Origin of the sequence: Mycoplasma sp. 4463 (assembly GCF_048381515.1) — a bacterium.
GTDB lineage: Bacteria > Bacillota_I > Bacilli_A > Mycoplasmatales > Metamycoplasmataceae > Mycoplasmopsis.
Window position 1 is genome coordinate 1 of the sequence record NZ_JBLWID010000023.1, and the last position, 13,683, is coordinate 13,683.

15 protein-coding genes are annotated in these 13,683 nt (G+C 28.5%); 3 read left to right on the forward strand and 12 right to left on the reverse strand.

Annotated features, from left to right (window positions below):
• Window positions 1-53: 53 nt before the first annotated feature.
• The 11 genes from ACNF36_RS02325 to ACNF36_RS02375 form a co-directional block, all read right to left on the reverse strand.
• Complete coding sequence (locus ACNF36_RS02325) at window positions 54-848, reverse strand: hypothetical protein (protein ID WP_418303590.1); 795 nt, start codon at window positions 846-848, stop codon at window positions 54-56.
• A 53-nt stretch (window positions 849-901) separates the two neighbouring features.
• On the reverse strand, window positions 902-1,726 hold the full coding sequence (gene pgsA, locus ACNF36_RS02330) for a CDP-diacylglycerol--glycerol-3-phosphate 3-phosphatidyltransferase (RefSeq protein ID WP_418303591.1): 825 nt from the start codon (window positions 1,724-1,726) through the stop codon (window positions 902-904).
• Entirely contained in the window at window positions 1,698-2,270 is a 573-nt protein-coding gene (locus ACNF36_RS02335; protein WP_418303592.1) for an MHJ_0274 family protein, read from the reverse strand. Before ACNF36_RS02335 ends, pgsA begins: the two co-directional genes overlap by 29 nt.
• Before the next feature lie 12 nt (window positions 2,271-2,282).
• Window positions 2,283-2,615, reverse strand: a complete 333-nt coding sequence (locus ACNF36_RS02340) for a hypothetical protein (RefSeq protein ID WP_323176433.1) — start codon at window positions 2,613-2,615, stop codon at window positions 2,283-2,285.
• A gap of 9 nt (window positions 2,616-2,624) precedes the next feature.
• Window positions 2,625-4,094: a magnesium transporter gene (gene mgtE / locus ACNF36_RS02345; RefSeq protein ID WP_418303593.1), complete on the reverse strand. Its 1,470-nt coding sequence runs from the start codon at window positions 4,092-4,094 to the stop codon at window positions 2,625-2,627.
• A gap of 1 nt (window position 4,095) precedes the next feature.
• Entirely contained in the window at window positions 4,096-4,686 is a 591-nt protein-coding gene (locus ACNF36_RS02350; protein WP_257089643.1) for a diadenylate cyclase, read from the reverse strand.
• Window positions 4,686-4,925, reverse strand: a complete 240-nt coding sequence (locus tag ACNF36_RS02355) for a hypothetical protein (RefSeq protein ID WP_323176435.1) — start codon at window positions 4,923-4,925, stop codon at window positions 4,686-4,688. The genes ACNF36_RS02350 and ACNF36_RS02355 overlap by 1 nt, the downstream gene beginning before the upstream one ends.
• A gap of 266 nt (window positions 4,926-5,191) precedes the next feature.
• Window positions 5,192-6,451: a cell division protein FtsZ gene (locus tag ACNF36_RS02360; protein WP_418303594.1), complete on the reverse strand. Its 1,260-nt coding sequence runs from the start codon at window positions 6,449-6,451 to the stop codon at window positions 5,192-5,194.
• Between the two features lie 11 nt (window positions 6,452-6,462).
• The gene (locus ACNF36_RS02365; protein WP_418303595.1) at window positions 6,463-7,680 is read right to left on the reverse strand and encodes an MAG3720 family protein; all 1,218 of its coding nucleotides are present in this window, start codon (window positions 7,678-7,680) and stop codon (window positions 6,463-6,465) included.
• A gap of 10 nt (window positions 7,681-7,690) precedes the next feature.
• The gene (rsmH, locus tag ACNF36_RS02370; protein ID WP_418303596.1) at window positions 7,691-8,599 is read right to left on the reverse strand and encodes a 16S rRNA (cytosine(1402)-N(4))-methyltransferase RsmH; all 909 of its coding nucleotides are present in this window, start codon (window positions 8,597-8,599) and stop codon (window positions 7,691-7,693) included.
• On the reverse strand, window positions 8,586-9,020 hold the full coding sequence (locus ACNF36_RS02375; RefSeq protein ID WP_418303597.1) for a division/cell wall cluster transcriptional repressor MraZ: 435 nt from the start codon (window positions 9,018-9,020) through the stop codon (window positions 8,586-8,588). Before ACNF36_RS02375 ends, rsmH begins: the two co-directional genes overlap by 14 nt.
• Window positions 9,021-9,308: 288 nt before the next feature.
• Between ACNF36_RS02375 and ACNF36_RS02380 the strand changes: the two genes are divergently transcribed.
• A complete protein-coding gene (locus ACNF36_RS02380; RefSeq protein WP_418303598.1) occupies window positions 9,309-10,394 on the forward strand; it encodes a site-specific DNA-methyltransferase in 1,086 nt (361 codons plus the stop codon).
• Complete coding sequence (locus ACNF36_RS02385) at window positions 10,387-11,217, forward strand: HinfI family type II restriction enzyme (RefSeq protein WP_418303599.1); 831 nt, start codon at window positions 10,387-10,389, stop codon at window positions 11,215-11,217. The genes ACNF36_RS02380 and ACNF36_RS02385 overlap by 8 nt, the downstream gene beginning before the upstream one ends.
• Before the next feature lie 77 nt (window positions 11,218-11,294).
• Here ACNF36_RS02385 and ACNF36_RS02390 read toward each other — a convergent pair whose 3' ends face one another.
• On the reverse strand, window positions 11,295-12,506 hold the full coding sequence (locus ACNF36_RS02390; protein ID WP_418303600.1) for a hypothetical protein: 1,212 nt from the start codon (window positions 12,504-12,506) through the stop codon (window positions 11,295-11,297).
• A gap of 167 nt (window positions 12,507-12,673) precedes the next feature.
• On the opposite strand from ACNF36_RS02390, the gene ACNF36_RS02395 reads away from it, so the two are divergent.
• Window positions 12,674-13,683, forward strand: a 1,010-nt coding sequence (locus ACNF36_RS02395; RefSeq protein ID WP_418303601.1) for a phosphopentomutase, incomplete at its 3' end; no start/stop codon positions are given.

Here is a 13,683-nt window from a genome sequence, read left to right on the forward strand (position 1 = left end):
CCACATATTGAGGCGCTTGTTTTCATCGAAAAAAAATAGTCTTGCGACTATTTTTATTTTGCAATTGCATATATTCCTGAAAGTATCATTGAAATAAGAATATATGTTGAAGCGACTATTCCTGTATACAATAAGTTTTTATACCAAATCTTTTTGTTTGTGTGCAATGAAGCAAAGAATGAACCAGCACAAACATAGATGTTTGTTGGGAATGAAAATTCTTTAAACACTAGCGTGTAAGCTAAAAGTGCTACATAAGTTGTTAATCCGGCTATTGTATCAGCCATAACATATGAGCTTAAGTTTTCTGTTATTGTATGTTGAATAGTAAATAAGACTGATGCAAATATAATGATTTGTGTTACATCTTTGAAAGTTGAATAAGTCTTGATTGAAGTCTTATTCATATTTGAAACTTGAAGTTTCTTATATTTTCTTGATATTAAGCCTCAGATGTTTCCTGAAACTATTGAAGCAAGTACGTGTGCTAAAAATAGCAAGAATAAGTTGAGGAATAATATTGTTTGATTATTTAAGTTTTTGTTAAATAAGTAAATAAAAACATAAAAAAGAGATACAACCGGGTTTATAACAGGAGGAACGTTTTTACTAATGTCATTGTATAAATCATTTTCAAATTGGTAAACAAGTCCTCTGAGAATAAAGTATGAAAACAATCCTGCAGTAAATGTAGCTAAACCATATGTAAATGGAAATATAAATTTTAATTTAGCATATTTTTTGCCTACATAAGTTAGTAGCAGTGACATAGTTGATAAAAAAGTAACTGCTAAAAACTCTGCAACAAATAGTTCTCATAAAAACTTCTTTGTTAATATAAATTCCACTGTAAATCCTTAATATGTTCACTGATATTTGATTTGAGTTTATTTAAATTAAATTATTGTTTATTTACTTCTTTTTTTGATTGTTCAATTTGTTCTGGTTGTTTTTCTTCGACCACTTTTGTTTGTGTAGTTGTAACTGTTTCTGTTGTTGTAACTAATTTAACAGCTTTAAATGCTTTTCTTACATAGAAAATTCCTGAAAGAATTGCAAATACTAAAGCTACGTAAATTGGGATGTTTAAAATGTATCTAACAATTTGTTGATGTGATGTTACATTTAATCTTGCATAATGCAATCCAACTATAACAACTAATGTGATTGTAAGTCCAATAGCTAAAACAAATGTTTTAATTTTTCCTCATTTACCTGCCGATACATCGTGTCCTTTTGATGCTAAAAATACTCTAACACCATCTACAATAATATCTCTTAATAAGAAAAGCGCCATAGCTCAGAAAGGTAAAACATTAATTACAGCTAAATAAACAAGCGTTAAGTTAACCATTAGTTTATCTGCAATTGGATCTCAAACTTTTCCAAACACAGATACTAAATTACGTTTTCTTGCAATTGCTCCATCGAAGTAGTCTGTGACCATGGCTCCAATAAAAATTGCAAGGATTAATAAGTTAATAATTGTAAGTGCAATTTTGTATCCTAGAACGCTACCTGAATTTTGTGAAGCTGCTAATGCAAAATATGATGCACCACCTTGGTCAGTTCCTAAGTAAATTAATAAAATACTAATTGACATTAATAGAAGCATTGGAACAACTAAAATGATTCTAATTAATGTAAGTAAATTTGGTAAACTGATTTTTTTCTTTTCTTTTACAACTTTTACTTTTTTAATTTTCTTTTCCTTTGTTGAACTCATTTTTAAAAACCTCCTCCATTTTGTTGTGTAACTCAGCTTCTTCTTTATAAATTTGATTAATTGAAGCTTCATTGTATTTTTTAACTTCTGCAAAAGCTTTTTCTTGGTTTGTATTAAAGTATTCTAAAACGTTAGGGATTTTTTTAGTTCATAAGTTTGAGTTGCAATCTCTAAGTTGTTCTAAGTTTTTAATAAAAATTTCGTGAGCAGGGTTTTTGAATAATAATTCTCTAAATTCAGGTGATTTAAACACTTTAACAAGAATATTTCTAGTGTTATTGTTAATTTCTGACATTGTGTATTCACCAATTGATGGTACAAATTCATCGTGTTTTACTTTGTTAAGTTTGATTAATTTGTTAACCATAACGTTAACTTCATAAACATACACGATTGCTTCTTGTGTAAATTCAAAGTGCGCTTGTCTTTGTTTTTTCTTTGCAATTTTATCCTTAATGAACTGGTATAAGATGTATGATGCTAAAGCAAGTAAAACAACACCAAGGATAACTCAAATTGCTATATTTAATTTATTATCAAGCATAACATCTCCTTTCTATTTTGTAGTTATTTTTAATTTTCATTTAGGTTCTTTTGCTACTACGTATTCTTTGATTAAATCATCTAATTCTTCAGGTGTAAAAGTTCTTCCTTCTAACATCGATTGATGTAAGAAGTTTCCATATCCTCTGTAATCAAATGAATTAGCCGGTTGATATAGTACGTATGAAATTTTTCCACCAGTTGATAGTGTTCTTGAAATTTCAATGTCTACATCCTTTAGTTCTTCTTTGATTAATTTTAAGTTTTCATTTGCTTCTTTTTTAGCATTAACATAGTTTTCTGCTAATAAAACGATTTTTTCAATATCAATTGTTTCGTGTTGCATAAATTCTCCTTAAATTCAATGAGCACTGTGCGCTATGAAAAGAACTAAAATGTTAAGACCGAAGAAAATCAATGTTGATAAAGCGTCTGATAATGTCGCTAAAATTGGAGCAGACATAACAGCTGGGTCTTTTTTAAATTTAATAGCTACAAGAGGAATAATTGTTCCTAAGAATTTAGCAAAGATAACTACAAAAAATAGTGATAATGAGCTTGCTAAAATAACAAATGAAAGAACTCCTCAGCTTGCTGTTTTACCATCACTTTCTCTAAATGATGGAATTGCAAAGTAAATATAAAGTCTGGCTACATTGACTACAAACATAATCGCACCAATAATAGCACCAATGGATACTTCACGACCAACTACTTTTCACATATCTTTAGTTCCAATTTCACCTAAAGAAGCTGCACGAGTAATTGTTGTCGAAGATTGAGAACCTGCATTTCCAGCAGCTCCTGAAATAATCGGAATAAGTCCAACTAAGATAGCAGAAGAAATTGCAACATTAATTCCGTTAACAAATCCTTCTGAAACGTCAGTGAATTTTTGAATAATAAATTGAGATAAAGTGGCTGAAATCATTAAGATAATTAATCATAAAACACGAGATTTAACAATTTGCATAATTGTTGTTTTAAGATAACTTTCTTCAGCAGCTTCAGGGTTAATCCCGGCAAGCTTATACATATCCTCTGTTGCTGAATCTTGAATAACATCAATAACATCGTCAGCTGTAATCATACCGATAAGGTATCCATCAGCTGTAGTTACTGGAAGTGTTGATCTATCGTGGTCAGCAAATATGTTAGCTGCATTTTCTTTTTTATCATTTGGATGAACTGTTGTAACAACGTTGTAAAGTTCATCTAAAGTTTCTTTTTCATCATCTGCAAAGACCAATTCTTCAAGCGTGATGTCTCCAAGTAATTTCTTTTGGTCATCTACAACATAGAAGTTGTGTGTAAGTTCAATGTTGCTTCTATAATCTTTTTTGATTTTTGAAATAGCTTTTTTAACTGTTCAATCAGATTTAAGAATAGACATATCAACACTCATAATACTTCCGATGCTATCGTCATCGTAAGATAAAATGTTATTTAATTTTTGTCTTTTTTCTGCATCTGTTTTAGACAAAATGTATTTTGTAATGTTAGCTGGTAATTCTTCAAGAACGTCGGCTAACTCGTCAGTTTGAAGTTCTTGTAAAACTTCCATACCCCAATCTTGAGTGAATGATTGAGCTAAATTAACTTTTGTATCATCATCTAAATAAGCAAAAACGTCAGCAGCATCTTCAGTTTTAAGCACCCTTAAAATGTAAAGTTGCTCATTGATTGTTAACTCACCAAGTGCCTCAGCAAAGTCTGCAAGAGGATATTTTTCAAGCAATAATCTAACGTCTTTAATTTTTTTAGCAGCAATGAGAGTTCTTAAATTTTGTATTAACTCTAATTTTTGTTCTTCTGTGAAGTTCATATTACTCACTTAAGTACTTAATTAAATCTTCTTGGAAATGATCTAATTCAGTATCTATCATTGCTCCGTTTTTGATGATTTTAATTTGTCCATTTTCTTCTGAAACTACAATTGTAGTTGCATCTGATTGTTCAGAAATTCCCAAAGCAGCTCTATGTCTTGAGCCATAATTAGCTTCAAAACTTCTTTTTGTGATTTTGTAAAATGTAGCTGCATAGTAGATTTTGTTATCTCTAATAACCACAGCACCATCGTGCAATGGAGATGTTTTATTAAAAATCGAAATAAGCAAACTACTTGAAATGTTTGCGTTAACAACAACACCATCAGTTCTTAAGTTATCAATGTTGTCATTGTTTTCAATCGTAATAAGAGCACCAATTTTGTTTTTTGATAAGTAATCAACTGTTTCTCTTAATTGGTTAATTAAACGAATTTGACTACTTTTTCCTAATTTTTCATATTTTGATTTTCTGATTTTATTTCCAACAAATGTAGAAATCATTGGTTTTAAGAAGTAACCCAAAAGTCCTAGGATTGCTATAAAAGTTAAACAACCTATAACTAATGAAATGATAGCAACAACATTCATTATGCACCTTTAACAAAATATGCGATTAGGATGATTAGCACCATTACAAGTAATGTGAAAACTATTCCAAGAATGTTAAAAGTTAAATCTTTTTTGTATCAAGGAAGAGCTTTTTGTGATTTTTTGTGTTCTAATGCTTCTTTTTCTGCTTGCGCTTTAACACGAGCGTTATTTATCTCATTTTTTCTAAATTCAACTAAGTCAATGAATTTTCTTTTTTCTTTAGTTTTCTTATCCATATTGACTCCTTTTTGTATATTTACTTTTTTAATTTATATAATTTTAAATTGTTTTTTTTAAAAATAAAATTTTTAAACTAGTTAAATAAGCATTGCAGAAAGTGGTTTTAGTTAATTGACAAATTAATTTTTGATTTTGATATCAGCTAAATTAGCTAATTTTAAATTATGCAATTGCAAAAATTGCATAAAAAAACAGTTCTTTAGAACTGTGAAAAATTAGCATAATTTTGTGATTAAAATATTCTTCAAAGACATCGATTATTTTAATTAAATCATACCTTTGTTTTTGAATCATCTACTTCGTTTTCGTTTGGAATATTGAAGTAGTTTAATAATTCTATAGAAGGATTTTCTTTCGATGCATCTGCAGCATCTTCTTCAACTTTAAGAATTTCTGTATCTTGAGTTTGTAACTTGATTTCTTGTTCAATAATACTTTGGACATCTTCAAGAATAATTGTGTCTTGTTTGATGTCTTCTAGCTCATTGATTTGTTCTATAACTTCAACTTTTTCTTCTTGCACATAGATGTTTTTGCCAACTTGCTCATCTTCACCTGAACCAATTACAGTGATTTTGAAGAATCCTGCATTGTGTGGTGTATTGATAATTTCTTGACCTATTTTGATAGCTTCTGATTCATTAGCTTCATCGATGTTTAGTTTTTTGTAAACACCCATAATTGCTTCTTGAATTTGAGCTGATGTCGTATTTTGGTCATATTGCAAGTTAATTAATAATCTCGAAGGTGCAAATAATGGATAATCATAATAGTTTGGTTCAAAAAGCTTGTTAAGTGCTTTTGAGACTTTTGATTCTCCTGAACCTTGTGTAACGTTGATGATTGATTTACCTGAATTTCTCAATGCATTTTTAAAATCTGCAAAGTCAATGTTGATAAATCCTACTTTGTTTAAAATGTCATTAATTGCAACTACAATATTTTTTAAACTTACGTTAGCTAATCTGTATAAGTCTGCACTCGGAACTGATGGGTTCAATTCCGAAATTTTTTGGTTTGATAAAACTAAATATGCATCTGTATTTTGTTTAAGATTTTCAATACCATTTGTAGCTATTTTATTTCTTGCTTTACCTTCATATGTGAATGGTGTAGAAATGATACCTAATACTAATGCACCTTGCTCCTTGGCAATTTGGGCAATTAATGGTGCTGCTCCAGTACCTGTTCCTCCACCAAATCCAGCAGTTACTATTACAATTTTTGAACCGCTTAATTTTTCTTTAATATCTTCAATACTTTCTTTAGCAAGTTCTAATCCAAGTTCTGGATTTGAACCAGCACCAAAACCATTGTTACTTTTTCCAAGAGTTAATTTATTTTCGCATTTACTGTATTCTAATGCTTGAGAATCTGTGTTTGCAGCTATGTAATTGATGTTTGGCAAATTTTCATCAATCATCATATTTACTGCATTATTTCCTGCACCACCAACGCCAATGATGGTGATTTTAAAGCTCTCTCATTTTTTATATGGACTATTTTGGGTTAATTGATCCATTTTTTAACTCCTTATTTATGGTTAAAAAGGTTTGTAAAGATTCTTGCAAAGATATTTCTTTTTGATCTTGAATAATCTATCCTACTAATAATAGTGTTGTTTTGATCTTTTTCAATAAGCATATTGTTACTTTGTAAAATAGCTTGCTGAATTAATTTGTTTTCTAAAGTAAATAAAGTAAAAACGTTGTCAGCTAATAAATTTTGAACACGTAGCTGATTGAAATTGTTGCTAAATGATTCTTTTAAATCATTTGCGATAAATTCATTTTCTGAATTTACAATTAAGCTTTTTAAGTTTGGTAAATTTAAATGTTTTCTATTTAGATTGTAAAAATCTAAAACTAAGTTTGATAAGTGTTTTTTAAATTCATTGTATTTTGCTACAACAAATTTGTAAACTTCAGCATCTTCATCAAATCCATTTGAAAATTCATCTAATCTTGTGTGGTAATCAATCATATTGGCAACTAGTTGATTATTTACCTTAAGATGATTTGCTAATTTATTAACTAAGTAATTTAATGAAATATTGTCATATTTTTTGTAGTTGAAAATTTTTCCATTTTTAACTACAAAAAGTGATAAATAATTTTTGTTTAAGTCTACAGCAATGCTTTGAACAGCTGTATCTGTAATTTTACTTGCAACTAATTGTGACTTAAGATAGAAAGTAACTCTTAAGTTTGTTTCTAAATAAGGTTTAGCGAACATTTCTTTTAATGTTTCTAAGTTTGTTCTATCTAAACCTGTGTCAAATAATGAAAATACTTGACTAATTTTTGTGTACTCTCTATCTGTAGGTACATTTGCATATTCTTTGCTAATATCACCTTTTACTGTTGTTCAGTTAATTGTTGGTGAAGATATGAAATTCTCTAAGTTTGAGAATTTAATGTGTTTTTGCATTAAGTTTTCAAGTGATTTTTCAACCTCTGAAGAGTTAATTAGATTGTTGTTATTATCTAATTGATTGATAAATCTTGAAAATGATAAGTTTTCAAATAAATTGTCATCAAAAATTACATTTAGCTCTAGCTCACTATCATTTACAACTGTTTTTGTTGCTACAGCAGCTTGCTGATATCATGCGTCAAAAGTTATAATGTCAAATGAGTTATATTCTGAAGTACGACTTAAAACATTGAAGTAATTATCATTTTGATATTTAACAAGTACAAATTCTGCATTTGTATCTGTTATATGATAGTTTGCTATGTACTTGCTCATAATTACTCCTTTATTTTAATTTTTTAATAATTCTTAGTTTTGCACTTCTTGATCTATTGTTTTCTTCAATTTCTTGTTTAGAAGCTTTGATTGATTTTGTTATAAATTCTTTTTGTTCTTGAATTGGCATTTTTGATGGTATTTTAGATTTGGTAACTTCTGCAAATGCATTTTTTACCATTTTATCTTCGATAGAATGGAATGTAATAATGCTTAAAGTTCCATTTGAATCTAACATACCAAGTGCATTTTCAAGTAATTGTTTTAATGAATCAAGTTCATTGTTAACTTCAATTCTGATTGCTTGAAAAATTGCTTTAGCTGGATTTTTTTCTCTAAGTAATGCAGCTGGATATGCACTTTTTATGACATTAACTAACTCTAATGTAGTATTAATAGGACGATTATTACAAATGGCCTTCGCAACTTTTTTATTAAGTTTTACATCAGCGTATTTTCATAATATATCAGCCAATTTGTCTTCATCATAGTAGTTAACTACATAATAAGCATCAAGTTCTTGCGCTTGATTCATACGCATATCAAGTTTTGCATCCTTGTTATATGAGAATCCACGTTCTGCTTGATCAATTTGTGGTGATGAAATTCCTAAGTCAGCAATAATCCCATTGACTTTAAAGACATTTTGTTCTTGTAATTTTGAAACAAAATCTTTAAAGTCACTTTTAATAAGTGTGAAATTATTACTTATTTTTTCAAGTCTTGCTTTTGATTGTTCTAAAGCATAATAATCTTTATCAAAAGCATATAAGTGACCTGTTGTAAGTTTTTTTAATATCTCTGATGAGTGACCACCCATTCCTACAGTTAAATCAACATAAATTCCATCTGGTTTTATATCCAGTGAATCTACTGTTTCGTTTAATAGAACTGAATAATGTAATTTACTTTGTTCCATGACCTGAAAGAGTTTGAGCAATATTTGCTATATCATCAAGAGAGTATTGATTGTTGAATTCATCGTATTTTTCTTTTGATCATAGTTCAGCAATTGAACCTACACCAATGAAAATAACTTCTTTTTTGATGGATAGTTTGTCAATGATAATTTTTGGTAATGAGATACGGTTTTGATTATCAAGGTCGATTTCGTAAGTGTTTCCTAAAATGTATCTTGCAAGAATACGTGCATTTCTATCAAAACGATTATTTTCTTCAATCATTCTGATGTAAACCTTGTATTCTTCAATTGATCTAATTTCAGCATTACCATCAAAACCGATGGTAACAAAAACTTTCGAACCGAGTTCATCTCTGAAGACCGGTGGAATGACCACACGGTTCTTATCATCTATGTTTCTTGAGTATTCGCCGTACATATTTACCACTTCCTCCCACTATCCACCATAATTCTACATCAAATTAGACAAGCATTTAAAAAATATTTATTTTTTTAGCAAAATTTTTTAGATTTTTCATAAATGTGAAAAATTCAAAAAAATCAGACTTACTCAAAATCTGATTTTTTTGAATTTTTGATAGTTTTTATGCAAAAATGCACTTTTTTATTTTTTTTGCTTATTTAATGGATTAAATTAATCAAACAAATTTAATAAAATTTGCATAAAAACTTTATAATTATTTAAATAATTAATAGGAGGAAGGATATGGGGAAAATATTAAACACAATAATAAGTGGCGATACAGTTGAAAAAATGAAAAAAATCGCTGATAATACAATCGATTTTATTTTCGCAGATCCTCCTTATTTTATGCAAACTGAAGGTGAGCTTTTAAGAGTTGGTGGAGAAAAATTCAGTGGTGTAGAAGATGACTGAGATAAGTTTTCAAATTTTAAAGAATATGATGATTTTTCTATTGCTTGATTAAAAGAATGTAAAAGAATTTTGAAACCTAACGGAACAATTTGTGTTATCGGTTCATTTCAAAATATTTATAGACTTGGTTACTTTATACAAAATTTAGATTTTTGAATAATCAACGACATTATCTGAAATAAGAAAAATCCAGTTCCTAACTTTGCTGGAACTAGATTTTGTAATTCTCACGAAACATTGATTTGAGCATCCAAATCTAAAGATAGTAAATTCACTTTCAACTATAAAACAATGAAATATCTAAATAACGATAAACAAGAAAAATCAGTTTGAGATATCTCGTTGTGTACAGGTAGCGAAAGATTGAAAGGTGAAAATGGTAAAAAAATTCATTCAACTCAAAAACCAGAAGAATTGTTATTTAAAATAATATTAGCTTCAACAAAACCAGGAGATCTTGTTCTCGATCCTTTCTTTGGAACAGGAACAACTGGTGCTGTTGCTAAAAGATTAAATAGAAACTTTATCGGAATTGAAAGAGAAGAAAAATACATTAAAGCAGCTCAAAAGAGAATCGATCAAATTGAACCAATTATTAACGAAATTACAATGTTGGAATTGGAGAAGAAACCACCGAAAGTTCCTATGAAGAAATTAATTGATGCTAACTATATTAAACCAGGGCAAAAACTTTATTCGCCAAAAGGTGAAGCACAATCAATTGTTCTTGAGGATGGAAATGTTAAAGACATTGATGCTGACTTAATTTTATCAATACATAAAATGAGTGCTAAGTTACTAAATAAAGTGAATAATAATGGTTGAGATTATTTTTATGTTTACTATAAAGATAAATTCATCCCAATTAATCAATTAAGATATATTTATGAAGAAGAGTATTTAACAAATGAATAAAACAGAAATTAAAAACCTAATCGAAAAAACAACAAGAGAAATGATTGAAAAATCAAGTTCAGCTAAGAAGATTTTAAGCTTAGCCAAAAAGCACGACCAAAAAATCCATTTCATTCCTAGAAAATATAGAATTCTTTGTGGTTTACTGCAAAGTTTAAACATTCAATTTGGTAATTTCATAGAAATATTAATGAAAAATCTCGTTGAAAATGAAACAAGATATGAAATCATTAAAAGATATAGTGGTGAGAAAATTAATACATTCATTATAAATAAAGAAAATGACATACTAATTGATGAGTATATTTCAATGTGTCAATCATCAAACGAAATAGATCTTAATAATGAATTTAAGCTTTTGCTTGAAAAAATAGTTCAAAATAACTTAACTAACTGAAGTGCGAAAAAAGATAATTTGAGTATCTACTCAACAGCAAAACACGATATAGATTTATTATTTAAAGATAAAGAAACTAATAAAATTTACTATCTTGAAATTAAATATAATGATGATCACGATACTGGTAAATTTGTAGATATAAATAGAAAATTCATAAAAACTTATGCATATTTGGTTAATGAATTTCACATTAGTGATTATGAGGAAATTGTTCCAATCTTATTCTTCTTCACAAATAAAAAAATGAAGGGCAATATTTACGTCCCTGAAAAATCTAATATACGAAGAGGAGAGGCATTTTTCAAAGAGTTTTTATCAATCAAATATGATGAAATTGACAAATATTTATCAGAAACTGCAGAAGATCCTGAAACGTTAAAGATGTTTGATGATTTGTACAATGAAATTAGACAAAATTATTAAAAACATCCTTTCTAATTGAAGGATGTTTTTTCATAAAAAATCTGCACAATTTTCTTGTGCAGGACTTTGAATTATTATTAATTTGCTGGAGCAGTTATTTCGTTTGAAGGTGAGTTTGCAGCTTGTTGCTTTTTACGTTCCTCTTCTTCTCTTTTTGCAACTAATTCATTGATTTTGTTATCTAAGTAATTATCTATTTGATGAACATATTCATTAGTTTCAAAATCGATTCTACCATCATAGTATGGAGTTAAATCAATCTCTTTAAGTGAAACTTTAGATAATTGAACACTCATTTCCCTATATGTATCTAAAGGTTTTTTGATGATGTTATCCTTAACGATATTTGTATGTTCACCATCTAACAACTCATTGAATTCATATGTCTTATAGAATGAAGAATAAATTTTTCTAACAATATCATTAATTGAATAATTTACAACTGCGATCATATTTAAGTTGTAGTTCAAAATGAATTTAATCTTTTCAATTATAGGTGCATATTCAGCCTCTTTTGGATTATTAATTAATGAAGCCGAATATAAATTAGCTTGACTTAATAACATATTGTTATATTCATTAAATTTTTCTTGTTCATCTTTCTTTTGTAAGTCTTTAAGAATTTTGTGTGAATATTTCTTTTGCTTAATTTCTTCATTAATTCGATCAAATTGAGCTTTGTTTTCAGGATTATTAGGGAAAACTGCATCAATGTTCTCTTGATTATTCAAAAATTTAGAAACAACATAAAGGTTATTTGCAATGTTATTGATTAACTCTGTTGCTTTTGAACTTTGGATATTTGTATTTACATATTCATTTATTAAATCACTAACTTCAGTAACATAGTTTCATTCTCTTGGATTTATACCATAAATATATAAATAAAGTCCTAGAACAGGAAATTCATCAGATCTTGCTAAAGTTGGTTCTTTTCTAAAAAGATCTGCTTGTGTATTAACTTGATTAATTTTAGCTTTAATTGTAGCTGTTCATTTTTCATATTCAATAGCAGCGAATGTTTCACCCTCATCTCTTTTTTTAGCTAATCTTTCTTTAACAACTTTATATGAATCATTTGCATTTTGCACAGCTTTTAGTAAGTAGAATAACTCAGTTTGGTTTTCATTATTCACTTTATTTTCAAGATATTTTGCAAGTTCATCAAATCTAGAAACTTGATATTCAAAGTCATCTACTGAACCACAAGAAACTGATGCAACAATGGGAAAAGCAACAAATGGAGTTGCTAATAATGATAAAAATAATTTATTTCTCTTTTTTAACATAATTTTAAATTGTATATTATTTCAAATTTAATTTAAATAAATTAAAGTTTTGATTGCTGATATTAAAAATATGATTTAAGTAAAATAAATTAGATAAATAAAATTAAAAAAGGAATAAAATATAAGCATATTTCATTATTACAGTTTTTTATATAAGGAGATTAAATATGGCTAAATTTAAACGTGTTTTTATGATTGTTACAGATGGTTTAGGAATTGGACCAGATAAAGATCAAAAACGTTTTGGAGATGATGGTGCAAACTCAATTAGATCTGCATCAATGGTTGATGAATTTAAAATTGACACTTGAAGAAAATTAGGTATTGGAAACATTACAGACTTAAACGGTGACTACAGACAAAAAAACCAAATGGGTTATGTTGCTAAAATTCAAGAAGTTTCAAATGCTAAAGATACATTAGCAGGACACTGAGAAATGATGGGAATTAAAACATTAGTTCCATTTCCTACATTTGCAGAAAACGGATTCCCACAAGAATTAATCGACGAATTATCAAAAGCATTTGATGGACGTCCAATTGTCGGAAACAAAGCTGCATCAGGAACAGATATTATTAATGAATTAGCACATGAAGAAAAAGAACGTGGAGCAATCATTGTTTATACATCAAATGACTCAGTTCTTCAAATTTGTGCTCATGAAGAATGAACAGGTTTAGATAACTTATACAAATACGCAAAAGCTGCACGTGAAATTTGTTCATCACGTCCAGAATGAAACGTAGGTAGAATTATTGCTCGTCCATACATTGGAGAAGAGGGTAACTACACAAGAACATTCAACAGACATGACTACGCAAACCAACCACGTGAAATGATTTTAAATGAATTACAAAAAGCAGGCGTTGAAGTAATTTCTATCGGTAAAATTAACGACATTTTCGTTGGACAAGGTATCTCAAGACACATTCCATCTGGTTCAGATGAAAAAGGAATGGATGCTACAATTGAATTAGCTATGCAAGATGGAGAAAATCAATTTATCTTCACAAACTTAGTTCAATTCGACTCACACTTTGGACACAGAAGAAATGTTCGTGGATACGCACAAAACATTGCTGACTTAGACGTTAAATTAGGAAAATTAATCAACGTCCTTAAAGAAGATGATTTATTAATCATGACAAGTGACCACGGAAATGACCCTCTTTACCC